At 66.8% G+C, this 25,365-nt stretch carries 38 protein-coding genes; 3 read left to right on the forward strand and 35 right to left on the reverse strand.

Annotated features, from left to right (window positions below; translation table 11 throughout):
• Positions 1–171: 171 nt before the first annotated feature.
• The 3 genes from glmM to rplM all read right to left on the reverse strand — a co-directional run bounded on the left by glmM (position 172) and on the right by rplM (position 2,808).
• Complete coding sequence (gene glmM / locus OHU34_RS17095) at positions 172–1,530, reverse strand: phosphoglucosamine mutase (protein WP_405767064.1); 1,359 nt, start codon at positions 1,528–1,530, stop codon at positions 172–174.
• A gap of 272 nt (positions 1,531–1,802) precedes the next feature.
• A complete protein-coding gene (rpsI, locus tag OHU34_RS17100; RefSeq protein ID WP_020132188.1) occupies positions 1,803–2,324 on the reverse strand; it encodes a 30S ribosomal protein S9 in 522 nt (173 codons plus the stop codon).
• Between the two features lie 40 nt (positions 2,325–2,364).
• Positions 2,365–2,808 carry a 50S ribosomal protein L13 gene (rplM, locus tag OHU34_RS17105; RefSeq protein WP_020132189.1) on the reverse strand — a complete coding sequence of 148 codons (444 nt, stop codon included), beginning with the start codon at positions 2,806–2,808 and terminating at the stop codon, positions 2,365–2,367.
• A 439-nt stretch (positions 2,809–3,247) separates the two neighbouring features.
• On the opposite strand from rplM, the gene OHU34_RS17110 reads away from it, so the two are divergent.
• Positions 3,248–4,120: a hypothetical protein gene (locus tag OHU34_RS17110; RefSeq protein ID WP_142265746.1), complete on the forward strand. Its 873-nt coding sequence runs from the start codon at positions 3,248–3,250 to the stop codon at positions 4,118–4,120.
• A 28-nt stretch (positions 4,121–4,148) separates the two neighbouring features.
• On the opposite strand, the gene truA is transcribed toward OHU34_RS17110, so the two are convergent.
• The 31 genes from truA to rpsJ form a co-directional block, all read right to left on the reverse strand.
• Positions 4,149–5,006, reverse strand: a complete 858-nt coding sequence (truA, locus tag OHU34_RS17115; protein ID WP_405767067.1) for a tRNA pseudouridine(38-40) synthase TruA — start codon at positions 5,004–5,006, stop codon at positions 4,149–4,151.
• A 110-nt stretch (positions 5,007–5,116) separates the two neighbouring features.
• The gene (gene rplQ, locus OHU34_RS17120; RefSeq protein WP_020132192.1) at positions 5,117–5,614 is read right to left on the reverse strand and encodes a 50S ribosomal protein L17; all 498 of its coding nucleotides are present in this window, start codon (positions 5,612–5,614) and stop codon (positions 5,117–5,119) included.
• A gap of 172 nt (positions 5,615–5,786) precedes the next feature.
• Positions 5,787–6,809, reverse strand: a complete 1,023-nt coding sequence (locus tag OHU34_RS17125) for a DNA-directed RNA polymerase subunit alpha (RefSeq protein WP_081553201.1) — start codon at positions 6,807–6,809, stop codon at positions 5,787–5,789.
• 124 nt (positions 6,810–6,933) lie between these two features.
• The gene (rpsK, locus tag OHU34_RS17130) at positions 6,934–7,338 is read right to left on the reverse strand and encodes a 30S ribosomal protein S11 (protein ID WP_010354218.1); all 405 of its coding nucleotides are present in this window, start codon (positions 7,336–7,338) and stop codon (positions 6,934–6,936) included.
• Positions 7,339–7,409: 71 nt separating this feature from the next.
• Complete coding sequence (gene rpsM / locus OHU34_RS17135; RefSeq protein ID WP_020132619.1) at positions 7,410–7,790, reverse strand: 30S ribosomal protein S13; 381 nt, start codon at positions 7,788–7,790, stop codon at positions 7,410–7,412.
• A 229-nt stretch (positions 7,791–8,019) separates the two neighbouring features.
• Positions 8,020–8,133 carry a 50S ribosomal protein L36 gene (gene rpmJ, locus OHU34_RS17140; RefSeq protein WP_003998809.1) on the reverse strand — a complete coding sequence of 38 codons (114 nt, stop codon included), beginning with the start codon at positions 8,131–8,133 and terminating at the stop codon, positions 8,020–8,022.
• A gap of 73 nt (positions 8,134–8,206) precedes the next feature.
• On the reverse strand, positions 8,207–8,428 hold the full coding sequence (infA, locus tag OHU34_RS17145; RefSeq protein WP_003948620.1) for a translation initiation factor IF-1: 222 nt from the start codon (positions 8,426–8,428) through the stop codon (positions 8,207–8,209).
• 342 nt (positions 8,429–8,770) lie between these two features.
• On the reverse strand, positions 8,771–9,607 hold the full coding sequence (map, locus tag OHU34_RS17150; RefSeq protein ID WP_142265744.1) for a type I methionyl aminopeptidase: 837 nt from the start codon (positions 9,605–9,607) through the stop codon (positions 8,771–8,773).
• Positions 9,608–9,712: 105 nt separating this feature from the next.
• Complete coding sequence (locus OHU34_RS17155; protein WP_142265743.1) at positions 9,713–10,375, reverse strand: adenylate kinase; 663 nt, start codon at positions 10,373–10,375, stop codon at positions 9,713–9,715.
• Positions 10,375–11,688: a preprotein translocase subunit SecY gene (gene secY, locus OHU34_RS17160; RefSeq protein ID WP_020132622.1), complete on the reverse strand. Its 1,314-nt coding sequence runs from the start codon at positions 11,686–11,688 to the stop codon at positions 10,375–10,377. The genes OHU34_RS17155 and secY overlap by 1 nt, the downstream gene beginning before the upstream one ends.
• Positions 11,689–11,951: 263 nt before the next feature.
• The gene (gene rplO, locus OHU34_RS17165; RefSeq protein ID WP_142265742.1) at positions 11,952–12,407 is read right to left on the reverse strand and encodes a 50S ribosomal protein L15; all 456 of its coding nucleotides are present in this window, start codon (positions 12,405–12,407) and stop codon (positions 11,952–11,954) included.
• Positions 12,408–12,409: 2 nt separating this feature from the next.
• The gene (gene rpmD / locus OHU34_RS17170; RefSeq protein WP_005313525.1) at positions 12,410–12,592 is read right to left on the reverse strand and encodes a 50S ribosomal protein L30; all 183 of its coding nucleotides are present in this window, start codon (positions 12,590–12,592) and stop codon (positions 12,410–12,412) included.
• On the reverse strand, positions 12,592–13,197 hold the full coding sequence (gene rpsE, locus OHU34_RS17175; protein ID WP_020132624.1) for a 30S ribosomal protein S5: 606 nt from the start codon (positions 13,195–13,197) through the stop codon (positions 12,592–12,594). Before rpsE ends, rpmD begins: the two co-directional genes overlap by 1 nt.
• A gap of 64 nt (positions 13,198–13,261) precedes the next feature.
• A complete protein-coding gene (gene rplR / locus OHU34_RS17180) occupies positions 13,262–13,645 on the reverse strand; it encodes a 50S ribosomal protein L18 (RefSeq protein WP_020132625.1) in 384 nt (127 codons plus the stop codon).
• Positions 13,646–13,648: 3 nt separating this feature from the next.
• Complete coding sequence (gene rplF, locus OHU34_RS17185) at positions 13,649–14,188, reverse strand: 50S ribosomal protein L6 (RefSeq protein WP_020132626.1); 540 nt, start codon at positions 14,186–14,188, stop codon at positions 13,649–13,651.
• A gap of 24 nt (positions 14,189–14,212) precedes the next feature.
• A complete protein-coding gene (gene rpsH, locus OHU34_RS17190) occupies positions 14,213–14,611 on the reverse strand; it encodes a 30S ribosomal protein S8 (RefSeq protein WP_028807312.1) in 399 nt (132 codons plus the stop codon).
• A 214-nt stretch (positions 14,612–14,825) separates the two neighbouring features.
• Positions 14,826–15,011, reverse strand: coding sequence for a type Z 30S ribosomal protein S14 (locus tag OHU34_RS17195; protein WP_030890724.1), 186 nt, complete (start codon positions 15,009–15,011; stop codon positions 14,826–14,828).
• A 5-nt stretch (positions 15,012–15,016) separates the two neighbouring features.
• Complete coding sequence (rplE, locus tag OHU34_RS17200) at positions 15,017–15,574, reverse strand: 50S ribosomal protein L5 (RefSeq protein WP_020132628.1); 558 nt, start codon at positions 15,572–15,574, stop codon at positions 15,017–15,019.
• Complete coding sequence (rplX, locus tag OHU34_RS17205) at positions 15,574–15,897, reverse strand: 50S ribosomal protein L24 (protein ID WP_006376030.1); 324 nt, start codon at positions 15,895–15,897, stop codon at positions 15,574–15,576. Before rplX ends, rplE begins: the two co-directional genes overlap by 1 nt.
• Positions 15,898–15,899: 2 nt before the next feature.
• Positions 15,900–16,268 carry a 50S ribosomal protein L14 gene (rplN, locus tag OHU34_RS17210; protein ID WP_003992364.1) on the reverse strand — a complete coding sequence of 123 codons (369 nt, stop codon included), beginning with the start codon at positions 16,266–16,268 and terminating at the stop codon, positions 15,900–15,902.
• 129 nt (positions 16,269–16,397) lie between these two features.
• Entirely contained in the window at positions 16,398–16,685 is a 288-nt protein-coding gene (gene rpsQ / locus OHU34_RS17215) for a 30S ribosomal protein S17 (protein ID WP_020132629.1), read from the reverse strand.
• Complete coding sequence (rpmC, locus tag OHU34_RS17220; protein ID WP_005481220.1) at positions 16,685–16,909, reverse strand: 50S ribosomal protein L29; 225 nt, start codon at positions 16,907–16,909, stop codon at positions 16,685–16,687. Before rpmC ends, rpsQ begins: the two co-directional genes overlap by 1 nt.
• Entirely contained in the window at positions 16,909–17,328 is a 420-nt protein-coding gene (gene rplP / locus OHU34_RS17225; protein ID WP_006140905.1) for a 50S ribosomal protein L16, read from the reverse strand. The genes rpmC and rplP overlap by 1 nt, the downstream gene beginning before the upstream one ends.
• Positions 17,329–17,333: 5 nt before the next feature.
• On the reverse strand, positions 17,334–18,161 hold the full coding sequence (rpsC, locus tag OHU34_RS17230; RefSeq protein WP_020132630.1) for a 30S ribosomal protein S3: 828 nt from the start codon (positions 18,159–18,161) through the stop codon (positions 17,334–17,336).
• On the reverse strand, positions 18,161–18,508 hold the full coding sequence (gene rplV / locus OHU34_RS17235; RefSeq protein WP_003974262.1) for a 50S ribosomal protein L22: 348 nt from the start codon (positions 18,506–18,508) through the stop codon (positions 18,161–18,163). Before rplV ends, rpsC begins: the two co-directional genes overlap by 1 nt.
• A 41-nt stretch (positions 18,509–18,549) precedes the next feature.
• Complete coding sequence (gene rpsS / locus OHU34_RS17240) at positions 18,550–18,831, reverse strand: 30S ribosomal protein S19 (protein ID WP_020132632.1); 282 nt, start codon at positions 18,829–18,831, stop codon at positions 18,550–18,552.
• Positions 18,832–18,843: 12 nt separating this feature from the next.
• The gene (gene rplB / locus OHU34_RS17245) at positions 18,844–19,680 is read right to left on the reverse strand and encodes a 50S ribosomal protein L2 (protein ID WP_020132633.1); all 837 of its coding nucleotides are present in this window, start codon (positions 19,678–19,680) and stop codon (positions 18,844–18,846) included.
• A 40-nt stretch (positions 19,681–19,720) separates the two neighbouring features.
• Entirely contained in the window at positions 19,721–20,140 is a 420-nt protein-coding gene (gene rplW, locus OHU34_RS17250) for a 50S ribosomal protein L23 (RefSeq protein ID WP_020132634.1), read from the reverse strand.
• Positions 20,140–20,796, reverse strand: coding sequence for a 50S ribosomal protein L4 (gene rplD / locus OHU34_RS17255; RefSeq protein WP_020132635.1), 657 nt, complete (start codon positions 20,794–20,796; stop codon positions 20,140–20,142). The genes rplW and rplD overlap by 1 nt, the downstream gene beginning before the upstream one ends.
• Positions 20,797–20,803: 7 nt before the next feature.
• The gene (gene rplC / locus OHU34_RS17260; RefSeq protein ID WP_020132636.1) at positions 20,804–21,448 is read right to left on the reverse strand and encodes a 50S ribosomal protein L3; all 645 of its coding nucleotides are present in this window, start codon (positions 21,446–21,448) and stop codon (positions 20,804–20,806) included.
• 18 nt (positions 21,449–21,466) lie between these two features.
• Positions 21,467–21,775 carry a 30S ribosomal protein S10 gene (rpsJ, locus tag OHU34_RS17265; protein WP_003948644.1) on the reverse strand — a complete coding sequence of 103 codons (309 nt, stop codon included), beginning with the start codon at positions 21,773–21,775 and terminating at the stop codon, positions 21,467–21,469.
• Between the two features lie 533 nt (positions 21,776–22,308).
• On the opposite strand from rpsJ, the gene OHU34_RS17270 reads away from it, so the two are divergent.
• The gene (locus tag OHU34_RS17270; protein ID WP_142265741.1) at positions 22,309–22,914 is read left to right on the forward strand and encodes an RNA polymerase sigma factor; all 606 of its coding nucleotides are present in this window, start codon (positions 22,309–22,311) and stop codon (positions 22,912–22,914) included.
• Entirely contained in the window at positions 22,907–23,938 is a 1,032-nt protein-coding gene (locus OHU34_RS17275) for a hypothetical protein (RefSeq protein ID WP_142265740.1), read from the forward strand. The genes OHU34_RS17270 and OHU34_RS17275 overlap by 8 nt, the downstream gene beginning before the upstream one ends.
• Before the next feature lie 106 nt (positions 23,939–24,044).
• Here the strand turns inward: OHU34_RS17275 and tuf are convergent, their stop codons facing one another.
• A complete protein-coding gene (gene tuf, locus OHU34_RS17280) occupies positions 24,045–25,238 on the reverse strand; it encodes an elongation factor Tu (RefSeq protein WP_020132639.1) in 1,194 nt (397 codons plus the stop codon).
• Between the last annotated feature and the right edge of the window lie 127 nt (positions 25,239–25,365).

Genomic DNA, 25,365 nt, shown 5'->3' on the forward strand with positions numbered 1-25,365 from the left:
TCGACACCGCCCAGCCACAAGGCCTTCAGAGGCCCGACGGGACGAGTCGACACCGCCCAGCCACAGAGCCTTCAGGGGCGCGGGGAACTGCGCGACAAGCCACGACGCAGCCGCAGCCCGCAACACACAGAACCCCCACCCCGAACCCGCCCGAAAGACCGGCCCCGCCGCCTAACCCAGCGTCGACTTCACGACATCGGCCAGCCGCCCGGCAACGGACCGAGCCTGGTCGATGTCCGCGGCCTCGACCATCACCCGCACGAGCGGCTCGGTCCCGGACGGCCGCAGCAACACCCGCCCGGTGGACCCGAGTTCCCGCTCCGCCTCCCCGACGGCAGTCGCCAGCTCGGCAGAGTCCCCCACCCGCGACCTGTCGACGTCCGGCACATTGATCAGCACCTGCGGCAACCGCTCCATCACCGAGGCCAGCTCCCGCAGCGAACGACCGCTCTCGGCGACCCGAGCCGCCAGCATCAGCCCCGTCAGCGTCCCGTCACCGGTCGTCGCGTGGTCGAGGATGATCACGTGCCCGGACTGCTCGCCCCCGAGGGCGTACCCGTGCTCCTTCATCTCCTCCAGCACATACCGGTCGCCGACGGCGGCCTGCACGAGCTGGATCCCCTCCCGCTCCATGGCCAGCTTGAAGCCGAGGTTGGACATGACGGTCGCGACAACGGTGTCGGACCGCAGCGCCCCGTGCTCCCGCATGGCCAGCGCGAGCACGGCGAGAATCTGGTCGCCGTCGACCTCGTCACCCGTGTGGTCCACGGCCAGGCACCGGTCGGCGTCTCCGTCGTGCGCGATGCCGAAGGCGGCCCCGTGCTCGATGACCGCGGCCTTCAGCTTGTCCAGATGCGTGGACCCGCACCCGTCGTTGATGTTGAGGCCGTCCGGCTCGGCCCCGATGGTCACGATCTCCGCGCCGGCCCGCGTGAACGCCTCCGGCGACACCCGGGCGGCAGCGCCGTGCGCCTCGTCGAGGACGATCTTCAGCCCGTCCAGCCGGTTGGGAAGCACGGCGATGAGGTGCGCGACGTAGCGGTCGAAGCCTTCGTCGTACGTCCGCACGCGGCCGACGCCGCTGCCGGTGGGCCGGCTCCAGGGCGCGCCGGTGCGGTGCTCCTCATAGACGGACTCGATCCTGCCCTCGAGCTCGTCGGCCAGCTTGTGGCCGCCGCGGGCGAAGAACTTGATGCCGTTGTCGGGCATGGCGTTGTGGCTGGCGGAGAGCATCACGCCGAGGTCCGCGCCCAGCACACCGGTGAGATAGGCGACCGCGGGTGTCGGCAGCACGCCGACCTTCAGCACGTCCACGCCGGCGCTCGCCAGACCGGCCACCACGGCGGCCTCCAGGAACTCCCCGGACGCGCGCGGGTCCCGTCCGACGACTGCCACCGGCCGGTGGCCCTCGAACGTGCCCGCCTCGGCCAGCACATGCGCCGCCGCGACGGACAGGCCGAGCGCCATCTCCGCCGTCAGATCCGCGTTGGCGACACCGCGCACGCCGTCCGTGCCGAAGAGTCGTCCCACTTGTCCTCCTGAGGAAGCGTCAGTTTCAAAAGCCGTGCGGGTGCGTCGGACGATCGACCGATCAGTCGGTCGACGGCGGCTCCGCATCCAGGCATTGGATGCCCTGAACATCCGATCACACAAGCCTTTGAGCACCTTGTGCCGTTATACGCCCACGGCTGCGAGAAAACGAACGCCCCGGCGACACTGTGGCGTGCCGCCGGGGCGTTCGGAGTACGTACGAGCGAACCGCACGGGTCCGACCCGGAATACGTACGAGCAGGCAGCGAAGCTTAGCGCTTGCTGTACTGCGGGGCCTTGCGGGCCTTCTTGAGACCGGCCTTCTTGCGCTCGACCGCACGGTCGTCACGCGTGAGGAAGCCGGCCTTCTTGAGGGCGCCACGGTTGTTGTCGACGTCGGCCTCGTTCAGTGCGCGGGCGACACCGAGACGGAGCGCACCGGCCTGACCGGAGACGCCGCCACCCGAGATACGGGCGATGACGTCGTAGCGGCCTTCGAGCTCGAGCACCTTGAAGGGCTCGTTGACTTCCTGCTGGTGCACCTTGTTCGGGAAGTAGTCCTCGAGGGTGCGACCGTTGATCTTCCACTTGCCGGTGCCCGGAACGATCCGGACGCGGGCGATGGCGTTCTTGCGGCGACCCAGGCCGGCGGCCGGCTGGGGCTCGCCGAAGCGGGAGGCGAGGGACTCCGAGGTGTACTCACCCTCGACGGGGACCTCGGACTCGGTGGTGTAGCTGTCGATGTCGACGAGCTCGGTCTCTTCGAGCGGCTGCTCGGCAGTGGTCTCGGCCACGGTTCTCCTCAGTTCTTTTCAGCTAGGGGTGTGGCCGGAATTACTGCGCGACCTGGGTGATCTCGAACGGCACGGGCTGCTGAGCCGCGTGCGGGTGCACGTCACCCTTGTAGACCTTCAGCTTCGACAGCATCTGACGGCCCAGCGTGTTCTTGGGGAGCATGCCCTTGACGGCCTTCTCGACGGCCTTCTCGGGGTTGTTCGCGAGGAGGTCGTCGTAGCGCACGGAGCGCAGACCGCCCGGGTACCCGGAGTGGCGGTACGCCATCTTCTGGGTCCGCTTGTTGCCGGAGAGGTGCACCTTGTCGGCGTTGATGATGATGACGAAGTCACCGGTGTCGACGTGGGGCGCGTAGATCGGCTTGTGCTTGCCCCGGAGGAGGGACGCGGCAGTGGTGGCGAGACGGCCCAGGACGATGTCCTGAGCGTCGATGACGTGCCACTGGCGCGTCACATCGCCGGGCTTGGGGCTGTACGTACGCACGGTTCGTAGCCTTCGCTTCTTCAGTGAATTGGTCCTGACAAGGTCACCGAAGACGATCACGACAGCCCAGACCGCACTGCGGTGACGCAAACCGCGTGCTGGTCGCTGGTCATCGGCCCGGTGGACCGGTGTAAGGGCCCGTCCCGTGAGAAGAGCAAGCCAATACACAACGAAGATGCAGGATACCCGCGTCTCGGGGGCCGGGTCAAAACGGGCCTGCCATCCGATCACACGTGAGCATGTCAGCCTGACCGGAACCCGCCGTCGGAAACCCCCTCCCGGAGTGGCCTGCGCCACACTACAGGTCCCGGCCTGCGAATATGCCGCACCAACCACCCGGAGATGTCACGTTTGCCCGCACTCGCACCGGGAACACCGGGGACTTCAGCGCCGGTTGAGGCGGAACAGCATCCCCCGCTCCCCGTCTAAGATGCGGCCCATGAGCTATGGGCAGGGGGGACCTCAGTCCCAGTGGGATCCGTGGAAACCGAACTCCCAGCAGCCGTGGACCAGCGGCGATGACGGCCGGACCCCGGACTGGGCAGCGCTCGCGGAGGCGTCCGAGACGCGCAACAAACGCCGTCGGCTGTTCTTCATAGGCGGCGGCGCGCTCGCCACGCTCGCCATCGGCACCGCCGTGGCCATGGCCGTGGTGTCGGCGAACGGCAGCGACGAGGCGAACAAGCCGACTTCCTCGCTGCCCGCGACCGACCTGCCGAGCGCGTCCACCACGCCCTCCTTCGCACCGACCAGCGCACCGCCTCCGCTGGACCCGAAGGAGTTCGTCGCCAGCAAGGCCAAGGACACCGCCCCCAACGGGCCCGACCTGCTCTTCCCCGGCACCCAGCTGACCATGGGCTCGGCCGTGTACAAGAAGGGCCCCAAGGCCGACAGCACCACCTGCACCACGGGTGTCCAGGGCACCCTGCCCAAGGTGCTCACCGCCAATGACTGCACCCGCCTCATGCGCATCACCTACACCAAGGGCAACATCGCGGTCACGGTCGGTGTGGCGGTCTTCGACACCGAGGCGCAGGCCCTCAAGGTCAAGAGCCAGGCCGACAAGCAGAGCATCGTCAAGGCCCTCACCGGCGGGGACGTCAAGACCTTCTGCGACGGCGCGATCTGCCGCTCGACGACCAACTCCTACGGCCGGTACGCCTACTTCACCATCACCGGCTTCACGGACGGCAAGGACGTGACCACGAAGGACACGGCCGTCTTCGCCGCGGGCGACGACCTCGCGGAGTTCACCTTCCAGCGGATCCGCCAGCGCGGCGAGGCCCAGGCGTCCGCTGCGGCCGCGAACTGACCGCGGACGCCGACGCGGGGCCGGCAGGTCAGCAGCACCCGGCCCCGGGCAGCGTCCGCCTGTTGCGCGCCTCCTTGTTGCGTGCGGCAAGCAGCTCGTCGGCCGGGTAGCCGACCTCCTCCAGCGTCAGCCCGTGCGGCCGTACGACATGCACGGCCGAGTCCCGCACGCCCGCGGCCAGCACCTTCCCGGGCCACTCCGGCCCCCGGTGCCCGTCGCCGACGAACAGCAGCGCCCCGATCAGCGAACGCACCATGTTGTGGCAGAAGGCGTCGGCCCGGACGGTCGCGGTGACCACCCCGTCCTCGCCGCGCACCAGGCTCAGCTCCTGGAGCGTACGAATGGTCGTCGCCCCCTCCCGCCGCTTGCAGTAGGCGGCGAAGTCGTGCTCGCCGAGCAGCCGCCGGGCGGCCTCGTTCATGGCGTCGACGTCGAGCGGCCAGTCGTGCCAGAGGACGTGGCTGCGCAGCAGGGGGTCGACACCACCCGGGTTGTCGGTGACCCGGTACGCGTAGCGCCGCCAGATCGCCGAGAACCGCGCGTTGAACCCGGCGGGCGCCTCCGCCAGGGACCAGATCCGCACATCCTTGGCGAGCCGCCCGGCGAGCCGCTTGAGCAGCTTCTCCCGGTGCTCGGCCCACAACTCCTCCGGCAGGTCGACGTGCGCCACCTGCCCGCGCGCGTGCACACCGGCGTCCGTCCGCCCGGCCACGGTCAGCTCGTACATGGTCTCCCCCGACCGGGTCACGGTCCGCAGGGCGTCCTCGATCTCCCCCTGCACGGTCCGCCGCCCGCCGGCCTGCTTGGCCCACCCGGAGAACCCGCTCCCGTCGTACGAGAGGTCCATCCGCACCCGTACGAACCCGGGCTGTACTTCGTCACTCACTCCTGGATCCTCTCAAGCCTGCGACCTTCGAAGACGCCTCCGGCGGCGCCTCCGGAAACGCGGAACGGGCCCGCCCCGAAGGGCAGACCCGTCCACTGCGAGGCGATGCCTCAGGCGTCCTTGGACTCCTCGGCCGCAGCCTCGTCGGCCGGCTTGGCGTCCTCGACGGCCTCGTCCTTCTTGAGGCTGTCTTCCTTGACCGCACGCTTGGTGGCGGCCTCGGCCTCACCCGTGGCCTGCTGCGCGACGGTCAGCGCCTCGACCAGCTCGATGACAGCCATGGGCGCGTTGTCGCCACGACGGTTACCGATCTTGGTGATGCGGGTGTAGCCACCCGGGCGGTTCTCGTAGCGCGGGCCGATCTCGGTGAAGAGCGTGTGCACGATGCTCTTGTCCGTGATCACCTGGAGCACCTGACGACGGTTGTGAAGGTCGCCCTTCTTCGCCTTGGTGACCAGACGCTCGGCGTACGGACGCAGCTTGCGCGCCTTCGCCTCGGTGGTGGTGATGCGGCCGTGCTCGAACAGCGACTTCGCGAGGTTCGCGAGGAGCAGCTTCTCGTGCGCGGCACTGCCGCCCAGACGGGCACCCTTGGTGGGCTTCGGCATGGTCTTTCTCCTAAGTGTCTGCCCCGGCCGTATCAGGTACCGGGGTCAGTGTCCGAGCGGGCGATCGCCCGTCGGAGATCCAGACCCCCGAGGGGGTCTGGAAGAGGCACGGGGAACTGCGCGACCAGCCACGACGGTCCCGCAGCCGAAATCCGGCCGATTCGCGGAGCGACTAGTACTGCTCGGTCTCCACGAAACCCGCATCCGCGTCGTCGTCCGCGCCGAACGCGTCCGCAGCGGCGGTGGGGTCGAATCCGGGCGGGCTGTCCTTGAGCGCGAGGCCCATGCCGGCCAGCTTCGCCTTGACCTCGTCGATGGACTTCGCACCGAAGTTGCGGATGTCCAGGAGGTCGGCCTCGGAGCGGGCGACGAGCTCACCCACGGAGTGGATGCCCTCACGCTTGAGGCAGTTGTACGACCGGACGGTGAGCTCGAGCTCCTCGATCGGCAGGGCGAGATCAGCGGCAAGGGCGGCGTCCGTGGGGGACGGGCCCATGTCGATGCCCTCGGCGTCGATGTTCAGCTCGCGGGCGAGACCGAACAGCTCGACCAGCGTCTTACCGGCGGAGGCCATGGCGTCACGGGGACGCATCGCCTGCTTGGTCTCGACGTCGACGATCAGCTTGTCGAAGTCGGTGCGCTGCTCGACACGCGTGGCCTCGACCTTGTACGTGACCTTGAGAACCGGCGAGTAGATCGAGTCGACCGGGACGCGCCCGATCTCCTGACCGAGCTGCTTGTTCTGCACCGCGGAGACGTAACCGCGACCGCGCTCGACGGTCAGCTCCATCTCCAGCTTGCCCTTGCCGTTGAGCGTGGCGAGGACGAGGTCGGGGTTGTGCACCTCGACACCGGCCGGGGGCGCGATGTCGGCGGCGGTGACCAGACCCGGGCCCTGCTTGCGCAGGTACATCACGACCGGCTCGTCGTGCTCCGAGGAGACGACCAGCTGCTTGATGTTGAGGATCAGGTCGGTGACGTCCTCCTTGACGCCCGGCACGGTGGTGAACTCGTGCAGCACGCCGTCGATACGGATGGACGTGACCGCCGCACCCGGGATCGAGGACAGAAGCGTCCGGCGCAGGGAGTTTCCGAGGGTGTAACCGAAGCCCGGCTCCAGCGGCTCGATCACGAACCGGGAGCGGAACTCGTCGACGACCTCTTCGGTCAACGAGGGACGCTGAGCAATCAGCATGTTGCGATCCTTCAGTCATGGACGCCCGCTATTTGACGTCCTGCTGTTAATGCAAGGGTACGGGCGGCACGCCTCCGAGGAGACGTACCGCCCGGACCCCGGTCAGACCTGAGACAACCGTGCGTCAGACGCGGCGACGCTTGGGCGGACGGCAGCCGTTGTGCGGGGTCGGGGTGACGTCCTGGATGGAGCCGACCTCGAGGCCCGTCGCCTGCAGGGAGCGGATGGCGGTCTCACGACCGGCGCCCGGGCCCTTGACGAAGACGTCGACCTTGCGCATGCCGTGCTCCTGCGCGCGACGGGCAGCCGACTCGGCGGCCATCTGCGCGGCGAACGGCGTGGACTTGCGCGAGCCCTTGAAACCGACGTGGCCGGCGGAGGCCCACGAGATCACGTTTCCGGCCGGGTCCGTGATGGACACGATCGTGTTGTTGAACGTGCTCTTGATGTGCGCCTGGCCGTGCGCGACGTTCTTCTTTTCCTTGCGGCGCACCTTCTTGGCAGCGCCCTGACGACCCTTGGGGGGCATCTACAAACTCCTACGGGGAGGTGGTCGGTCCTACAGCGAAGACCGCTGATGAAGCGTTGTCCCGCTGAGGACTACTTCTTGCCCGGCTTCTTCTTGCCGGCGATGGCGCGACGCGGGCCCTTGCGGGTACGAGCGTTCGTGCTGGTGCGCTGACCGCGGACAGGCAGACCACGACGGTGACGGAGACCCTGGTAGCAACCGATCTCGACCTTGCGGCGGATGTCGGCCTGGATCTCGCGACGAAGGTCACCCTCGGTCTTGATGTTGGCGTCCACGTACTCGCGGATCGCGACGAGCTGCTCCTCGGAGAGGTCGCGAACGCGGGTGTTCGGGTCGACGCCGGTCGCTGCCAGCGTCTCCTGGGAGAGGGTCCGGCCGATGCCGAACACGTAGGTGAGGGCGACCTCCACACGCTTTTCGCGCGGGATGTCGACACCGGAAACGCGTGCCATTCAATGGCTCCAGTTGATCTTCGGAGGTCTTCCGCAGAACCGACTCCCATCCGCCGGCCTCCTCCTGTCGCTCGATGAGCGATGGAGGATTAGGTACGAATGGGTCCCCGGCCTCCGAGCCGGGGGTATCAGGCGGGAGAACCCGCCTGGGATCTGCGTATGAACAAATTCAGCTCGCGTCGCGCGAAGTCTCTGCGATATCGATGCAGAGGGTGTGATCTGTAAGCGATCAGCCCTGGCGCTGCTTGTGGCGCGGGTTCTCGCAAATGACCATGACCCGACCGTGACGGCGGATCACCCTGCACTTGTCGCAGATCTTCTTGACGCTCGGCTTGACCTTCATTGGGTGAGGTTCTCCGGGTCAGTTGCCGACAGCCCCGAACGCCCGACCGGGCGCACGAAGACCTGGGCAAGATCTACTTGTAGCGGTAGACGATCCGGCCACGCGTCAGGTCGTACGGAGACAACTCCACCACGACCCGGTCGTCAGGGAGGATACGGATGTAGTGCATACGCATCTTGCCGCTGATGTGCGCCAGGACCTGGTGGCCGTTCTGGAGCTCGACCTTGAACATGGCGTTCGGAAGAGACTCGACGACAGTGCCCTCGATCTCGATGGCACCTTGCTTCTTGGCCACGCTTCGCCCTTCGAATCGACTACCTTGATCGACTCCCCTGCGTTTCCCCTAAGGGTGCATGCAGACATGCGGGTGCACGAGAGCCGACGAGTCAGTCTACGTCAGGCCCCCCGGAAACACGAATCCGGAAGTCTGCCCCACAGAGGAGATCCTTAAGCGAAGCACCCGTCCGGTCCGGCGTGCGCAGGACGTCTCACCCCAACCGCCATCTCAGCCCGTCCGGCGTTTGAGGACGAGGCCGTCCAGGCCGAAAGGGGGGTCTGGGGGCAGAGCCCCCAGGGACGGGAAGGGAAGGGGCGACGGGGGCGAGGAACCCCACAGCGCGCCCCGGGAGGGGAACCCTCAGCCCAGCGGGTCCGGTGCCGCCACGACGCCGTGCTCCGCCAGCTTCGCCTTACCACCGTCTACAGCCGTCAGCACCAACGGCCCCGCCTCCGTCAACGCGACCGAGTGCTCCCAGTGCGAGGACCACGTCCCGTCGGTGGTGATGACCGTCCAGTCGTCCTCGAGGACCTCGGTCCGCGGGGTGCCCAGGGACACCATCGGCTCGATGGCCAGGCAGAAGCCGGGAACCAGCTTCGGCCCCTTGCCCCGCCGGCGGTCGACGTAGTTCAGCAGATGGGGGTCCATGTGCATCTCGGTGCCGATGCCGTGGCCGCCGTAGTCCTCGACGATGCCGTAGCGCCCGCCGCCCGGCTTCGGCTGACGCCGGATGTACGTCTCGATCGCGCGGGACACGTCGACCAGCCGGCCGCCCGTCTTCATGGCGGCGATGCCGGCCCACATCGACTCCTCGGTGACCCGGGAGAGCTCGACCAGCTCCGGAGCGTGCCCCGAGCCGACGAACGCCGTGTACGCCGCGTCACCGTGCCAGCCGTCGACGATCGCGCCGCAGTCGATGGAGATGATGTCGCCGTCCTTGAGGACGACCTCGTCGGAGGGGATGCCGTGCACCACCACGTCGTTCACCGAGGTGCAGATCGTCGCGGGGAAGCCGCCGTAGCCGAGGAAGTTCGACTTCGCGCCGTTCTCCGCCAGGACCTTGCGGGCGACGTCGTCCAGGTCCTTCGTCGTCGCCCCCGGCACCGCCGCTTCGCGCGTGGCCGCGTGGATGGCGGCGACGACCAGCCCCGCCTCACGCATCTTGGCGATCTGCTCGGGGCTCTTGATCTGCACCATGGGGGGCCTGCGCTCTCCGTCACTCAGGTCGGTCGGGTTACGTATGCACACAACAGTACGGCCGTGGTGTCCCGAAGGACTCCACGGCCGTACGGGGAGCGACGACTACTGGTCGTCGCCCTCACGCTTCAGTGCGGCCAGCGCACGGGCGGTGACCTCTTCCACCGGGCCCATGGCCTCGATGGTCACGACCAGACCCTGCGACTTGTAGTAGTCGATGATCGGCTCGGTCTGCGTGTGGTAGACCTCGAGCCGCGTGCGGACCGTCTCCTCGGAGTCGTCGTCCCGCTGGTACAGCTCGCCGCCGCAGACGTCACAGACGCCTTCCTTGGCGGGCTTCTTGTACGTCACGTGGAAGACGTGCGAGGAGTCGTTGCGGCAGATGCGCCGGCCGGCGATCCGCTTGACGACCTCCTCCTCCGGGGCCTCCAGGTCCAGTACCGCGTCCAGCTTGATGCCCTCGACGGTGAGGAGCTCGTCCAGCGCCTCGGCCTGCGAGACGTTGCGCGGGAAACCGTCCAGCAGGAAGCCGCGCTCGGCGTCCGGCTGCTCCATGCGGTCCTTGGCCATGGCGATGGTGACCTCGTCGGGGACGAGGTTGCCGGCGTCCATGTAGGACTTCGCGAGTTTCCCGAGCTCCGTCTGCTGGCTGATGTTGGCGCGGAACAGGTCGCCGGTGGAGATGTGCGGAACGCGGAGCTTCTCGGCCAGACGTGTGGCCTGCGTTCCCTTTCCGGCGCCCGGCGGCCCGACGAGGACGATACGCATCAGCGGAGGAACCCTTCGTAATTGCGCTGCTGGAGCTGGCTCTCGATTTGCTTCACCGTCTCGAGACCGACACCCACGATGATCAGGATGCTGGTACCACCGAACGGGAAGTTCTGGCTTGCCCCGAAGCCAACCAACGCCATCGTCGGTACAAGAGCGATCAGACCCAGATACAGCGAACCCGGCCAGGTGATCCGGTTGAGTACGTAGGACAGGTACTCAGCGGTCGGTCGGCCAGCCCGGATGCCCGGGATGAAGCCACCATACTTCTTCATGTTGTCGGCTACTTCCTCGGGGTTGAAGGAGATAGCCACGTAGAAGAAGGCGAAGAAAACGATCAGCAGGAAGTACATGCTGATGTAGATCGGGTGGTCACCCTTGGTCAGGTTGGTCTCGATCCAGGTCTTCCAGGTGGAGGTTCCGCTGGAGAACTGGGCGACGAGAGCCGGGATGTAGAGCAGCGAAGAGGCGAAGATGACCGGGATCACACCGGCCTGGTTCACCTTCAGCGGGATGTACGTCGAGGTACCGCCGTAGGACCGGCGGCCGATCATGCGCTTCGCGTACTGCACGGGGATACGGCGCTGGGCCTGCTCGACGAAGACCACCAGACCGACCATGACCAGGCCGACCAGGATGACGGTGCCGAACTCGATCCAGCCGCCCGCGAGCGTGCCCTGCTTCTTGATGGCCCACAGGGCCGAGGGGAAGGTCGCGGCGATCGAGATGAACATCAGGATCGACATGCCGTTGCCGATACCGCGGTCGGTGATGAGCTCGCCGAGCCACATGACCATGGCCGTACCGGCGGTCATGCAGATGACCATGACGATGGTGGTGAAGATCGCGCGGTCCGGGACGATGCTCGAGGCGACCGTGCAACCGGAGAACAGGGCGCCGCTGCGGGCGGTGGCCACCAGGCCGGTGCCCTGAAGAATGGCGAGCGCCACGGTGAGGTAGCGGGTGTACTGCGTGATCTTCGCGGTGCCGGCCTGGCCCTCCTTCTTGAGGGCTTCCAGACGCGGGATCACCACGGTCAGCAGCTGAAGGATGATGCTCGCGGTGATGTACGGCATGATGCCCAGCGCGAAAATGGTGATCTGGAGCAGCGCGCCGCCGCTGAACATGTTCACCAGACCGAAGAGGCCCTGGTTGCCGGACGCCTCGTCCACACACCGCTGAACGGACGTGTAGTCGACACCGGGGATCGGAATATGCGTTCCGAGCCGGTAGATCACGATGATGGCGAGCGTGAAGAGCAGCTTCTTGCGCAGGTCGGGCGTCCTGAACGCCCGGGCGAACGCGGTGAGCACGGTGCCTCCTGCGACCCCCACGCATCTGCGTCAAGGGTGACGGTCTTGAGGGTCCAATAAGAACAACGACAACGACAACGACAACGACATGTGTAACGGTCGACTGCCGCTCAAGGTGCCCCATGGGAAGCATCTTGTGAAAGTGGGCAGTGCAGGTCACCTTACCGGCGAGAGTACCGCCGTAGGAACGACCAACCGGGGATACCCCAAATGTGGGGTATCCCCGGTCGGGATCGTTCAAGTCATCGAGACGCCTGTGGTGTTCAGACGAGCTCGGTGACGGTACCGCCGGCGGCGGTGATCTTCTCCTTGGCGGAACCGGAGACGGCGTCGACCGTCACCTGGAGCGCCACGGAGATCTCGCCCTGTCCGAGGACCTTGACGAGGCTGTTCTTGCGAACGGCGCCCTTGGCGATGAGGCCCTCGACGGTGACCTCGCCACCCTCGGGGTACAGCGCCGCCAGCTTCTCGAGGTTCACGACCTGGAACTCGGTCTTGAACGGGTTCTTGAAGCCCTTGAGCTTCGGAAGACGCATGTGGAGGGGCATCTGCCCACCCTCGAAGCGCTCCGGAACCTGGTAACGGGCCTTCGTGCCCTTGGTACCACGACCGGCCGTCTTACCCTTCGACGCCTCACCACGACCGACACGGGTCTTGGCGGTCTTGGCGCCCGGGGCGGGACGGAGGTTGTGGATCTTGAGCGGGTTGTTCTCCGCCATGATCAGTCGACCTCCTCAACCGTCACGAGGTGGCGGACGGTGTGCACCATTCCGCGGAACTCGGGGCGGTCCTCCTTGACGACCACGTCGTTCAGGCGCTTGAGCCCGAGCGAACGCAGAGTGTCGCGGTGGTTCTGCTTGCTGCCGATGTACGACTTCGTCTGCGTGATCTTGAGGCGAGCCATTACGCACCAGCCCCGGCACGCGCACGAAGCAGAGCCGCGGGAGCGACGTCCTCGAGGGGCAGACCGCGGCGGGCCGCGATCTCCTCGGGACGCTGCAGGCCCTTCAGGGCCTCCACGGTCGCGTGCACGATGTTGATCGCGTTGGACGAGCCGAGCGACTTCGACAGGATGTCGTGAACGCCGGCGCACTCGAGCACGGCACGCACCGGGCCACCGGCGATAACGCCGGTACCGGGGGAAGCAGGCTTGAGCAGGACGACGCCCGCGGCCTTCTCGCCCGTGATCGGGTGCGGGATGGTGCCCTGGATACGGGGGACCTTGAAGAAGTGCTTCTTGGCCTCCTCAACACCCTTGGCGATGGCGGCCGGCACCTCCTTGGCCTTGCCGTAACCGACACCCACGGTGCCGTCACCGTCGCCCACCACGACCAGCGCGGTGAAGCTGAAGCGACGACCACCCTTCACAACCTTGGCGACACGGTTGATCGCGACGACGCGCTCAACGTACGCGGTCTTCTCGGCGGCAGCAGCGCCGCCGTCACGGCCCTTCCGGTCCCGCCGCTCGCCGCCACCGGCACCGCTTCCGCGGCGCTGGGGTCCAGCCATTGGATTACCTCTCTCTTTTTCCGCTAGCTACGCAGCGACCGAAGTCGCTAGCGCGACGGGCGACTCAGAACTTGAGTCCGGCTTCGCGGGCGGCGTCCGCCAGGGCGGCGATGCGCCCGGCGTACTGGTTGCCACCACGGTCGAATACGACAGCCTCGACACCGGCGGCCTTGGCGCGCTCGGCGACCAGGGCGCCGACCGACTTGGCCTGCGCGGACTTGTCGCCCTCGCCGCCGCGGATCGTCGTGTCCAGGGTCGACGCCGACGCCAGGGTGTGACCCTTGATGTCGTCGATGACCTGAGCCACGATGTGGCGGTTCGAGCGTGTCACGACCAGGCGCGGACGCTCAGCCGTACCCGAGATGTGCTTACGGATCCGGATGTGGCGACGCTTGATCGCGGCACGCTTGTAAGCGTCGCCCTTGAGGATCTTCTGTCCGTATGCCATGGCTTACTTACCCGCCTTTCCGACCTTGCGGCGGATGACTTCGCCCTCGTACTTGACACCCTTGGCCTTGTACGGGTCGGGCTTGCGCAGCTTGCGGATGTTGGCCGCAACCTCGCCGACCTTCTGCTTGTCGATGCCCTCGACCGAGAACCGGGTGGGGTTCTCGACCTTGAAGGAGATTCCCTCGGGGGCCTCGACGGTGATCGGGTGGCTGTAACCGAGCGCGAACTCGAGGTTCGAGCCCTTCGCGGTCACGCGGTAACCGACACCACTGATCTCGAGCTTCTTCACGTAACCCTCGGTCACGCCGGTGATCATGTTCGCCACCAGCGTGCGGGACAGGCCGTGCAGGGCCTTGCTCTGACGCTCGTCGTTGGGGCGGGTGACGTTCAGAACGCCGTCCTCACCCTTGGCGATCTCGATCGGCGCTACGACGGTGTGGGTCAGCGTGCCCTTGGGGCCCTTGACCGCAACCGTCTGGCCGTCGATGGTGACGTCCACGCCGGCGGGAACCGTGATGGGGAGCTTGCCAATGCGCGACATAGCTGTTTCCTCCGTTCCCTTCCGCTACCAGACGTAGGCGAGAACTTCTCCGCCTACGCCCTTCTTGCCGGCCTGCTTGTCGGTGAGGAGACCGTGCGACGTGGAGATGATCGCCACGCCGAGGCCGCCCAGCACCTTGGGCAGGGAGGTGGACTTCGCGTAAACCCGGAGACCGGGCTTGGAGATCCGCTTGATGCCCGCGATGGAGCGCTCACGGTTCGGGCCGAACTTGAGCTCGAGGGTGAGGTCCTTGCCGACCTCTGCGTCCTCGACCTTCCAGCCCGTGATGAAGCCCTCCTGCTGGAGGATCTCCGCGATGTGCGACTTGATCTTGGACGCCGGCATCGTCACGGAATCGTGGTACGCCGAGTTCGCGTTCCGCAGACGCGTCAGCATGTCTGCGATCGGATCAGTCATGGTCATGAATTGGCCTGTGGCCTCTCTCGCCGGGGTTTCCTGGTGCGCCATCCCTCTCCCCGATCCGAGACGGGGCGGGTGCGGCGCGGTGGACCTACGGCGTAGTAAGTCGTACGGGCGACCATCAGGTGCCCAACCCTCCAAGCCTAAGCCATGAAGAGGTGGGCACCTGACACGCCCATTGCTTACCGAGAGCCTCTGGAACCCCTAAAAAGGGGGTTTACCAGGAGCTCTTGGTCACGCCCGGCAGCTCGCCGCGGTGAGCCATCTCACGAAGGCACACACGGCAGAGGCCGAACTTGCGGTACACGGAGTGGGGACGGCCGCAACGCTGGCAGCGGTTGTACGCCCGCACAGCGAACTTAGGCTTACGAGCAGCCTTTGCGATCAGAGCCTTCTTCGCCATCTCGCTCACGCCTCCTTGAAGGGGAAGCCGAGGTGACGAAGGAGCGCACGGCCCTCAGCGTCGTTGGTCGCCGTGGTGACCACGGTGATGTCCATACCCCGGACACGGTCGATCTTGTCCTGGTCGATCTCGTGGAACATGACCTGCTCCGTGAGACCGAAGGTGTAGTTGCCACGGCCGTCGAACTGCTTGGGGGACAGACCACGGAAGTCGCGGATGCGCGGAAGCGCGAGCGACAGGGTGCGGTCCAGGAACTCCCACATGCGGTCGCCACGAAGCGTGACGTGGGCACCGATCGGCTGACCCTCACGCAGCTTGAACTGCGCGATGGACTTGCGGGCCTTGGTGATGGCCGGCTTCTGACCGGTGATGGTGGTCAGGTCACGGACGGCACCGTCCATGAGCTTCGAGTCACGGGCGGCGTCACCGACACCCATGTTGACCACGATCTTGACGAGGCCGGGGATCTGCATGACGTTCTCGTAGGAGAACTCCTCACGCAGCTTGCCCGCGATCTCCTCGCGGTACTTCGTCTTGAGACGCGGAGTGGTGGTGGTAGCCATCAGATGTCCTCACCCGTCCGCTTGGCAACGCGGATCTTGTTGCCCTCGTCGTCGAAGCGGTAACCCACCCGCGTGACGACCTTGTTGCCGTCCTTCTCAACGACCAGCTGGACGTTGGAGACGTGGACAGGCGCCTCGGTCGTGACGATGCCGCCGGCCTGCGAACCCTTTGCGGTCGGGCCGGCCTTGGTGTGCTTCTTGACCCGGTTGACACCCTCGACCAGGACGCGGTCCTCACGGGGGAAGGCCGCGATGACCTTGCCCTGCTTGCCCTTGTCCTTACCGGTGATGACCTGAACCAGGTCGCCCTTCTTGATCTTCATGCTTACAGCACCTCCGGAGCCAGCGAGATGATCTTCATGAACTTCTTCTCGCGCAGCTCCCGGCCGACCGGGCCGAAGATACGGGTGCCACGAGGGTCGCCGTCGTTCTTCAGAATGACAGCGGCGTTCTCGTCGAAGCGGATGTACGAGCCGTCCGGACGGCGACGCTCCTTGACGGTGCGAACGATGACCGCCTTGATGACGTCACCCTTCTTCACGTTACCGCCGGGGATCGCGTCCTTGACGGTGGCGACGATGACGTCGCCGATGCCCGCGTAGCGGCGACCGGAGCCACCGAGCACACGGATGCAAAGGATTTCCTTCGCACCAGTGTTGTCGGCGACGCGCAGTCGCGACTCCTGCTGGATCACGTCTATCTCCTGTGTGTCTGCCGGTTCCCCGCAGGGGCCTCGTGAGAGGACCCCTGCGGAGCCTGGCGGAACTGTCCTGCGAGGGATGCCCCGCAGGCCGACTTACTGGAATTCCCTTGCGGGAATTACCTACTTGGCCTTCTCGAGGATCTCGACGACGCGCCAGCGCTTCGTGGCGGACAGCGGCCGGGTCTCCGCGAGGAGGACACGGTCGCCGACGCCCGCGGCGTTCTGCTCGTCGTGAGCCTTGAGCTTGTTCGTACGGCGGATGACCTTGCCGTACAGCGCGTGCTTCACACGGTCCTCGACGGCGACGACGACGGTCTTGTCCATCTTGTCGCTGACGACCAGACCCTCACGGGTCTTGCGGAAACCGCGCGCCTCGGGGGTGTTCTCAGTCACGTTGCTCTCGCTCATCAGGCGCTCTCCACCGTCTCGATGCCCAGCTCGCGCTCACGCATCAGGGTGTAGATCCGCGCGATGTCCTTGCGGACGGCCTTCAGCCGACCGTGGTTCTCGAGCTGACCCGTCGCCGCCTGGAAGCGGAGGTTGAACAGCTCTTCCTTGGCTTCGCGGAGCTTGTTGAGAAGCTCCTCGTCACCCAGTTCGCGCAGCTCGGACGCCTTGGTACCGGCCGACATCACGCTTCACCTGCCTCGCGCTTGACGATCCGGCACTTCATCGGCAGCTTGTGGGCTGCGCGAGTGAGGGCCTCACGGGCGATCTTCTCGTTGGGGTAGGACAGCTCGAACATGACCCGACCCGGGTGCACGTTCGCGATCCACCACTCGGGAGAACCCTTACCGGAACCCATGCGGGTCTCGGCAGGCTTCTTCGTGAGCGGGCGGTCCGGGTAGATGTTGATCCAGACCTTGCCACCACGCTTGATGTGGCGGGTCATCGCGATACGGGCCGCCTCGATCTGGCGGTTGGTCACGTACGCCGGCGTGAGGGCCTGAATGCCGTACTCGCCGAACGAGACCGTCGTACCGCCCTTGGCCTGACCACGGCGCTTCGGGTGGTGCTGCTTGCGGTGCTTGACCCTACGGGGGATCAGCATGTCGGTCAGGCCTCCGTTCCGGTGCTCTCAGCCGGAGCGGCAGCCGGAGCGTCGGCCTTGGGGGCCTCGGCAGCGGGAGCCTGCTGCGGCTTGCGACCGCGACCGCCACGCTCGCCACCGCGGCCACCACGGGCCGGGCGGTCAGCGCCGCCACGGGCCGGGCGGTTGCCGGCGCGGGCAGCAGCGTTCTCGGCGCGGACCTCGGCGATGTTCTTGACATCGCCCTTGTAGATCCAGACCTTCACGCCGATGCGGCCGAAGGTCGTCTTGGCCTCGAAGAAGCCGTAGTCCACGTTCGCGCGGAGCGTGTGCAGGGGCACACGGCCCTCGCGGTAGAACTCCGAGCGGGACATCTCGGCGCCACCGAGGCGGCCACCGCACTGGATCTTGATGCCCTTGGCGCCCGCCTTCATCGCCGACTGCATGCTCTTACGCATGGCGCGACGGAAGGAGACGCGGGAGGAGAGCTGCTCGGCGACGGCCTGAGCCACCAGCTGAGCGTCGACCTCGGGGTTCTTGACCTCGAGGATGTTCAGCTGGACCTGCTTCTTGGTCAGCTTCTCCAGGTCGCCACGAATACGGTCGGCCTCGGCGCCGCGGCGGCCGATGACGATGCCCGGACGCGCGGTGTGGATGTCGACGCGGACCCGGTCACGGGTGCGCTCGATCTCCACCTTCGAGATACCGGCGCGCTCCATGCCGGACGTCATCATCCGACGGATGGCGACGTCCTCGCCGACGTATTCCTTGTAAGACTTGTCGGCGTACCAACGGGACTTGAAGTCCGTGGTGATGCCGAGCCGGAACCCATGCGGGTTAACCTTCTGGCCCATTACCGGGTTCCTTCCTTACTGCTGACGACCACGGTGATGTGGCTGGTCCGCTTGCGGATCCGGTAGGCACGGCCCTGGGCACGCGGACGGAACCGCTTCAGGGTCGGACCCTCGTCGACGTACGCCTCGGAAATGAAGAGGCTGTCGGCGTCAGTGTGGTCGTAGTTGTGCGCGGCGTTGGCAATGGCGCTGTCCAGCACCTTGCCGACCGGCACGCTCGCGGCCTGCGGGGCGAAACGCAGGACCGCCTGAGCCTCCGTGGCGTCCATGCCACGGATAAGGTCCACCACCCGGCGGGCCTTCATGGGCGTGACGCGGATGTACCGCGCCTGGGCCCTGGCTTCCATGGTTGTCCTTCCAGTGTCTGTCATGGTCATTCCACCCCGCGTTAGCGGCGCTTCGACTTCCGGTCGTCCTTGACGTGACCCCGGAAGGTGCGCGTCGGCGAGAACTCGCCGAGCTTGTGGCCGACCATCGACTCGGTGACAAACACCGGAATGTGGGTCTTGCCGTTGTGCACCGCGATCGTGTGACCCAGCATGGCCGGGATGATCATCGAGCGACGGGACCAGGTCTTGATGACGTTCTTGGAACCGGCTTCGTTCTGGGCGTCCACCTTCTTTACGAGGTGTCCGTCGACGAAGGGCCCCTTCTTGAGACTGCGCGGCATCTAAACCCGCTCCTAGCGCTTCTTGTTCGTCTTGCGGCGGCGGACGATGTACTTGTTCGAAGCCTTCTTCGGCGAACGAGTACGACCCTCCTTCTGACCCCAGGGGCTGACCGGGTGGCGACCACCGGAGGTCTTGCCCTCACCACCACCGTGGGGGTGGTCAACCGGGTTCATCGCCACACCGCGAACGGTCGGGCGGACGCCCAGCCAGCGCTTACGGCCGGCCTTGCCCCAGTTGATGTTGCTCTGCTCGGCGTTGCCGACCTCGCCGACCGTGGCGCGGCAGCGCTGGTCGACCAGACGGATCTCACCGGACGGCATACGAAGGTGGGCCATCGTGCCCTCCTTCGCGAGCAGCTGCACCGAGGCACCGGCGGAGCGGGCGAACTTGGCGCCGCCACCGGGACGGATCTCGATCGCGTGGATCGTGGTACCGACCGGGATGTTGCGGAGCGCCAGGTTGTTGCCCGGCTTGATGTCGGCCCCGGGACCGTTCTCGACGCGGTCGCCCTGCGACAGGTTGCGCGGCGCGAGGATGTAGCGCTTCTCGCCGTCGGCATAGTGCAGCAGCGCGATGCGCGCGGTGCGGTTGGGGTCGTACTCGATGTGCGCGACCTTCGCCGGCACGCCGTCCTTGTCGTGACGACGGAAGTCGATCACTCGGTAGGCGCGCTTGTGTCCGCCACCCTGGTGGCGAACGGTCACACGACCGGCGTTGTTACGGCCGCCCTTGCTGTGCAGCGGGCGGACCAGCGACTTCTCCGGCGTGGACCGCGTGACCTCGACGAAGTCGGCGACGCTGGAGCCACGACGGCCCGGCGTAGTCGGCTTGTACTTGCGGATTCCCATTATTCAGTCCTCGTCCGATATCGGACGATCCGGACCGCCCTCAGGCGGTCGGACCGCCGAAGATGTCGATACGGTCGCCCTCGGCAAGGGTCACGATCGCGCGCTTCGTGCCGGCACGCTGACCGAAACCGGTCTTCGTGCGCTTGCGCTTGCCGATGCGGTTGATCGTGTTGACCCCGGTGACCTTGACCGAGAAGACCGCCTGGACGGCCTGCTTGATCTGGGTCTTGTTGGCGTTCGGGGCGACGATGAACGTGTACTTGTTCTCGTCGAGGAGCGCGTAGCTCTTCTCCGACACGACCGGCTTCAGCAGCACGTCACGGAGGTCCGTGAACGCCTTGCTGGGCGCGGTGACGACGGTGTTCTTGCCTTCGGTGGCGTGGCGCTTCGCCTTGGCGACGCGCGCGGCCTTGGCGACCTTGGCCGCCTTGGAGGCGATGCTCGGGTGACGCGTAGCCATCAGGCGTCACTCCCTTCGGTGTCGTTGGCCTGCGGGCCGGCGACGAAGGACTCGAGAGCGGCCTGGGTGAAGACCACGTCGTCCGAGACGATCACGTCGTACGTGTTCAGCTGGCCCGGCTCCAGGATGTGCACCTGGGGCAGGTTGCGGGCGGACAGCCACGCGGCCTCGTCGGCGCGGTCGACGACCAGGAGCAGGTTCTTGCGCTCCGAGATCTTGCCGAACAGCGTGCGAGCGGCCTTCGTGGAGGGAGCCTCGCCCTCGATCACGCCGGTGACGACGTGAATGCGGTTGTGGCGGGCCCGGTCGGTGAGGGCGTGACGCAGAGCGGCAGCCTTCATCTTCTTCGGGGTCCGCTGCGAGTAGTCACGCGGCTGCGGGCCGTGGACGACGCCACCGCCGGCGAACTGCGGCGCGCGGGTCGAGCCCTGGCGGGCGCGGCCGGTGCCCTTCTGACGGTAAGGCTTCTTACCGCCACCGCGGACTTCACCGCGGCGCTTGGTCTTGTGCGTGCCCTGACGGGCAGCCGCGTTCTGCGCGACGACGACCTGGTGGATCAGCGGGATGCTGATCTTCTCCACGCCGAAGATCTCCGCGGGGAGCTCGACGCTTCCGGTCTTCTCGCCTGCAGGCGAAAGGATGTCAACAGTGCTCATCGGTACCTCAGGCCCCCTTGGCCGCAGTGCGGACCAGGACGAGGCCGCCGTTCGGACCGGGGACAGCGCCCTTGATGAGCAGCAGACCCTTCTCCGCGTCAACGGCGTGGACGGTCAGGTTCTGGGTGGTGACACGCTCGTTGCCCATGCGACCCGCCATGCGGAGGCCCTTGAACACGCGGCCCGGGGTGGCGCAGCCACCGATGGAACCGGGCGAGCGGTGCTTGCGCTGGGTGCCGTGTCCGGCGCCGAGGCCCTTGAAGTTGTGACGCTTCATGACACCGGCGAAGCCCTTGCCCTTGCTCTTGCCGGTCACGTCGACCTTCACGCCGGCCTCGAACACCTCAGCGGTGATCTCCTGGCCCAGCGTGTACTCGGAGGCGTCCGCGGTGCGGATCTCGACGAGGTGGCGACGGGGGGTGACGTCGGCCTTGGCGAAGTGACCCTTGAGGGGCTTGTTCACCTTGCGCGGGTCGATCTCGCCGAAGGCGATCTGGACGGACTCGTAGCCGTCACTGTCGTTCGTACGGACCTGGGTCACGACGTTGGGGCTGGCCTTGACGACGGTGACCGGAACAACACGGTTGTTCTCGTCCCACACCTGCGTCATGCCGAGCTTCTCGCCCAGGATGCCCTTGATCTGCTTAGCCATTCTTCAGATCACCGGCCCCTAAAGCTTGATCTCGATGTCGACACCGGCCGGGAGGTCGAGTCGCATCAGAGAGTCAACGGTCTTGGGAGTCGGGTCGAGAATGTCGATCAGGCGCTTGTGCGTGCGCATCTCGAAGTGCTCGCGCGAGTCCTTGTACTTGTGCGGCGACTTGATGACGCAGTACACGTTCTTCTCGGTGGGGAGCGGCACCGGGCCCGCGACCGACGCACCAGTGCGGGTCACCGTCTCGACGATCTTCTTCGCCGAGGAGTCGATGACCTCGTGGTCGTAGGCCTTGAGCCGGATGCGGATCTTCTGTCCCGCCATGGCTACTCAGTAGTCCTGTCTCTTCTAACGCTCTGGAACCAGATGGTCCGTTTACTTCGTTTCTCCGACCCACGCGGTCGGGTGTGTCGCGCTCTCGCCGACACAGATGCCCCTTGTTCGAACATCCCTGCTGGGAAAGCACGGCCCTTCCGGAACCGCAAGCCGGGGACGAAAGGTCCACCGGGTGCCTGGTCGGCGCTCTATTGACACTTCCCGAAAGATTCCCGTACGTCCGCCCCAGCGCTGCCAACAGGCAGTTAGGGCGACGAGTACTGTGGGACTCGCTTTCGGTCCTCCCGGCGGGAGGCGCGCAACATCAACACTCGACCGAGCAACTCCGACAGTCTGCCATATGGGGCACTGCCTCCGCCAATCGAGCCGGAGACAATACCCCGGACGTGACGTAGGTCAAACGCCGAGCCGGTCGAGTACGGGCCTTTCCGCGCCCGTACGTGAGGTCGGTCACCGTGAACCCGTTCGAGGGCTGCGGGTAACAACAGGTGCATCCGACCGACGGCAGACACGGAGACCGCGTGAACAGCCCCCCTGGCAGACATGACGAGGACGCCTCCGTCATCGCCGACTCCCTGACCCGGCCCGAGTTGTTCGGGGAGATCTACCATCGGCACGCGGCGCTGATCCACCGGTACGCGGCCCGCCGGCTGGGTGAGGACGCCGCCGAGGACATCACCGCCCAGACCTTCCTGGCCGCGTTCCGCGCACGGGGGCGCTACGACGTCTCGCGCGCCGGCGCGCGGCACTGGCTGTACGGAATCGCCGCCAACCTGATCGGCAAGCAGCGCCGTACCGAGGTGCGGGCGCTCAGGGCCCTGGCCCGCACGGGCCGCGACCCGGTGGCCGACTCCTGGACCGACCGCAGCGACAGCCGGGTCACCGCCCAGGCCGCGCAGGGCCGTCTGGCGGGCGCGCTGGCCGGTCTCTCGCGCGGCGACCGGGACGTCCTGCTGCTGGTCGCCTGGGCCGACCTCGGTTATCAGGAGGTCGCCGAGGCACTGTCCATCCCGGTGGGCACGGTGCGTTCCCGCCTCAACCGGGCCCGCAGGAAGGTCCGCCTGGCTCTCGGTGACGTGAACCCGACGTTCGTACGCGACTCCCCGGAGGTGATCGGCCATGGCTGAACCGGCGATGGACGAGATGACGGCGGTCCGGCAGCTGCGCGCGGACGCTCCCGTGCCCGACCTCGCCCGGCTCGCCCCGGCCCGCCGGCGGCTGCTGGACGAGATCGAGGGACGGCCCCGGCACGGAAGGGCCGGATGGAAGCTCAAGGCGGCCGGAGCGGTCGCGGCGGTGACGGCGGCGGCGCTGCTGTCCACCCTGACACTCCACGAGGACGACAGGACACCCGCGCAGCCGGTCCCGACGGCGACCCCCCGGCCGACCTCGTGGGTGTTCCACCAGGTGCGGTTGGACACGGTCTGCGACGCGGGCATGAGTCCCTCCGACTACAGCGAGGCCGGCATGTTCCAGCTGTGGCCCGACGGAAAGCGACCGTGCGACACGAAGACGAAGACGTCGCTCGACTCGTACCGCTGGATCCGCTACGACGGTACGTCCACGGCCCTGGCGGACCGCAACACCGATCCGGCCGACGTGCAGGTGCGGACCGACCCCATCGGCCCGTTGTCGAGGGAGATGCTCGCGCCCCGGGAAACGGACGCCCTGCTGGCCGCCCTGCCCGACGACCCCGACGCCGCGCTGAGGTCGATCCTCAGGAAGTCCGTCCCCACCCGCGTCACCAGCGCCTGGCGGCTGACCCAGGCCCAGCGCGATTTCGACGAGGTGATCGAGGTGCTCTCCGGAGCCTCCGCCGTCCCGGCCGACAAGGCTCGGACGATCTACCGGATCATCACGGGCCTGGAGGGGGCGACCGAGCCGGCCGGGGCGACCGACGGCGCGGGGCGGAAGGTCCTGGCGATCGGCATCGACGGCAACTTCCGTGACTACGCCTATGAGCGCAACAGCATGCAGGTGCTGCTCGACCCGGAGACCTTCGCCTACCGGGGTGTCCGCTGGGTGGCCGGAATCGACTACTACGTGGGCGGCAAGGCCTCGGGCGGCCCGTTCGTGGCGAAGGGGACGGTCCTCGGCACGGCCACCCGCGTCGCCACGGTGGTCGTCGACAAGGCCGGCGACCGGAACTGAGCCACTGAGGCGACAACAGCATGCGAAAGGGCCCGTACGACCGAAGTCGTACGGGCCCTCTCAGGTGCTCAGCTCAGGCTGGAGCTACCAGGTCGATCAGCAAGAACTACTTGGTGATCTTGGTGACCTGGCCGGCGCCCACCGTACGACCACCCTCACGGATGGCGAACTTCAGGCCCTCTTCCATGGCGATGGGCTGGATGAGCTCCACCTTCATCTCGGTGTTGTCACCCGGCATCACCATCTCGGTGCCCTCGGGGAGGGTCACCACGCCCGTCACGTCCGTCGTACGGAAGTAGAACTGCGGACGGTAGTTGTTGAAGAACGGCGTGTGGCGGCCACCCTCGTCCTTGGACAGGATGTAGGCCTGGGCCTCGAAGTCGGTGTGCGGCGTGACCGAACCCGGCTTGATGATGACCTGGCCGCGCTCGACGTCCTCGCGCTTGATGCCACGGAGGAGCAGACCGACGTTCTCGCCCGCCTGGCCCTCGTCGAGCAGCTTGCGGAACATCTCGATGCCGGTGACCGTGGTGGTGGTCTTCTCCTGCTTGATGCCGATGATGTCAACGGTCTCGTTGACCTTCAGGACACCACGCTCGATACGGCCGGTGACGACCGTACCGCGACCGGTGATCGTGAAGACGTCCTCGACGGGCATGAGGAACGGCTTGTCGACGTCACGCTCGGGGGTCGGGATCGCCTCGTCGACGGCGGCCATGAGGTCGAGAACCGACTGACCCCACTCGGCGTCGCCCTCGAGCGCCTTGAGCGCCGAGACCTTGACGACCGGCAGGTCGTCGCCCGGGAACTCGTACTCGGAGAGGAGCTCACGGACCTCGAGCTCGACGAGCTCCAGGATCTCCTCGTCGTCCACCATGTCGGCCTTGTTCAGGGCGACGACGATGTACGGAACGCCGACCTGGCGGGCCAGGAGCACGTGCTCCTTGGTCTGCGGCATCGGGCCGTCGGTGGCGGCCACGACCAGGATCGCGCCGTCCATCTGGGCGGCACCGGTGATCATGTTCTTGATGTAGTCCGCGTGACCCGGGCAGTCGACGTGCGCGTAGTGACGCGTCTCCGTCTGGTACTCGACGTGCGCGATCGAGATCGTGATACCGCGCTGACGCTCCTCGGGAGCCTTGTCGATCTGGTCGAAGGCCGAGGCCTCGTTCAGGTCGGGGTACGCGTCGTGCAGCACCTTGGTAATGGCGGCCGTGAGGGTCGTCTTACCGTGGTCGATGTGACCGATGGTGCCGATGTTGACGTGCGGCTTAGTCCGCTCGAACTTCGCCTTCGCCACGGGGGTCCTCCTGGGAGTGGTTCTGGAACGCCTTGCTTCATCGGCGCCAGGTGATCTTTGCTGGAAAGCCCGGGTCCAGGGGGCAAACATCCGGGGATGCGGTTGTTTGCCCCTTGAGGCTCCGGAG

Origin of the sequence: Streptomyces sp. NBC_00080, assembly GCF_045041255.1 — a bacterium.
Classification (GTDB): Bacteria; Actinomycetota; Actinomycetes; order Streptomycetales; family Streptomycetaceae; genus Streptomyces; species Streptomyces coriariae.

What these genes read in the sequence shown, in the direction of transcription:
- rplP (WP_006140905.1), bottom strand. Translation starts at nt 17,328, where the DNA reads ATGCTGATCCCCCGTAGGGTCAAGCACCGCAAGCAGCACCACCCGAAG.
- rpsE (WP_020132624.1), bottom strand. Translation starts at nt 13,197, where the DNA reads ATGGCTGGACCCCAGCGCCGCGGAAGCGGTGCCGGTGGCGGCGAGCGG.
- OHU34_RS17195 (WP_030890724.1), bottom strand. Translation starts at nt 15,011, where the DNA reads ATGGCGAAGAAGGCTCTGATCGCAAAGGCTGCTCGTAAGCCTAAGTTC.
- rpsQ (WP_020132629.1), bottom strand. Translation starts at nt 16,685, where the DNA reads ATGAGCGAGAGCAACGTGACTGAGAACACCCCCGAGGCGCGCGGTTTC.
- rplB (WP_020132633.1), bottom strand. Translation starts at nt 19,680, where the DNA reads ATGGGAATCCGCAAGTACAAGCCGACTACGCCGGGCCGTCGTGGCTCC.
- rpmC (WP_005481220.1), bottom strand. Translation starts at nt 16,909, where the DNA reads ATGTCGGCCGGTACCAAGGCGTCCGAGCTGCGCGAACTGGGTGACGAG.
- rpsH (WP_028807312.1), bottom strand. Translation starts at nt 14,611, where the DNA reads ATGACCATGACTGATCCGATCGCAGACATGCTGACGCGTCTGCGGAAC.
- map (WP_142265744.1), bottom strand. Translation starts at nt 9,607, where the DNA reads ATGGTGCAGATCAAGAGCCCCGAGCAGATCGCCAAGATGCGTGAGGCG.
- rplV (WP_003974262.1), bottom strand. Translation starts at nt 18,508, where the DNA reads ATGGAAGCCAGGGCCCAGGCGCGGTACATCCGCGTCACGCCCATGAAG.
- rplF (WP_020132626.1), bottom strand. Translation starts at nt 14,188, where the DNA reads ATGTCGCGCATTGGCAAGCTCCCCATCACGGTTCCCGCCGGCGTGGAC.
- rplW (WP_020132634.1), bottom strand. Translation starts at nt 20,140, where the DNA reads ATGGCTACGCGTCACCCGAGCATCGCCTCCAAGGCGGCCAAGGTCGCC.
- OHU34_RS17125 (WP_081553201.1), bottom strand. Translation starts at nt 6,809, where the DNA reads ATGCTGATTGCTCAGCGTCCCTCGTTGACCGAAGAGGTCGTCGACGAG.
- rplD (WP_020132635.1), bottom strand. Translation starts at nt 20,796, where the DNA reads ATGAGCACTGTTGACATCCTTTCGCCTGCAGGCGAGAAGACCGGAAGC.
- rplR (WP_020132625.1), bottom strand. Translation starts at nt 13,645, where the DNA reads ATGGCATACGGACAGAAGATCCTCAAGGGCGACGCTTACAAGCGTGCC.
- rpmD (WP_005313525.1), bottom strand. Translation starts at nt 12,592, where the DNA reads ATGGCTCGCCTCAAGATCACGCAGACGAAGTCGTACATCGGCAGCAAG.
- rpsK (WP_010354218.1), bottom strand. Translation starts at nt 7,338, where the DNA reads ATGCCCCCCAAGGGTCGTCAGGGCGCTGCCAAGAAGGTGCGCCGCAAG.
- rplX (WP_006376030.1), bottom strand. Translation starts at nt 15,897, where the DNA reads ATGAAGATCAAGAAGGGCGACCTGGTTCAGGTCATCACCGGTAAGGAC.
- rpmJ (WP_003998809.1), bottom strand. Translation starts at nt 8,133, where the DNA reads ATGAAGGTCAAGCCGAGCGTCAAGAAGATCTGCGACAAGTGCAGGGTG.
- OHU34_RS17110 (WP_142265746.1), top strand. Translation starts at nt 3,248, where the DNA reads ATGAGCTATGGGCAGGGGGGACCTCAGTCCCAGTGGGATCCGTGGAAA.
- rpsS (WP_020132632.1), bottom strand. Translation starts at nt 18,831, where the DNA reads ATGCCGCGCAGTCTCAAGAAGGGGCCCTTCGTCGACGGACACCTCGTA.
- rplO (WP_142265742.1), bottom strand. Translation starts at nt 12,407, where the DNA reads ATGGCGGAGAACAACCCGCTCAAGATCCACAACCTCCGTCCCGCCCCG.
- OHU34_RS17155 (WP_142265743.1), bottom strand. Translation starts at nt 10,375, where the DNA reads ATGCGTATCGTCCTCGTCGGGCCGCCGGGCGCCGGAAAGGGAACGCAG.
- rpsM (WP_020132619.1), bottom strand. Translation starts at nt 7,790, where the DNA reads ATGGCACGCGTTTCCGGTGTCGACATCCCGCGCGAAAAGCGTGTGGAG.
- rplE (WP_020132628.1), bottom strand. Translation starts at nt 15,574, where the DNA reads ATGGCTACCACCACCACTCCGCGTCTCAAGACGAAGTACCGCGAGGAG.
- OHU34_RS17275 (WP_142265740.1), top strand. Translation starts at nt 22,907, where the DNA reads ATGGCTGAACCGGCGATGGACGAGATGACGGCGGTCCGGCAGCTGCGC.
- rpsJ (WP_003948644.1), bottom strand. Translation starts at nt 21,775, where the DNA reads ATGGCGGGACAGAAGATCCGCATCCGGCTCAAGGCCTACGACCACGAG.
- rpsC (WP_020132630.1), bottom strand. Translation starts at nt 18,161, where the DNA reads ATGGGCCAGAAGGTTAACCCGCATGGGTTCCGGCTCGGCATCACCACG.
- rplQ (WP_020132192.1), bottom strand. Translation starts at nt 5,614, where the DNA reads ATGCCGAAGCCCACCAAGGGTGCCCGTCTGGGCGGCAGTGCCGCGCAC.
- rplC (WP_020132636.1), bottom strand. Translation starts at nt 21,448, where the DNA reads ATGGCTAAGCAGATCAAGGGCATCCTGGGCGAGAAGCTCGGCATGACG.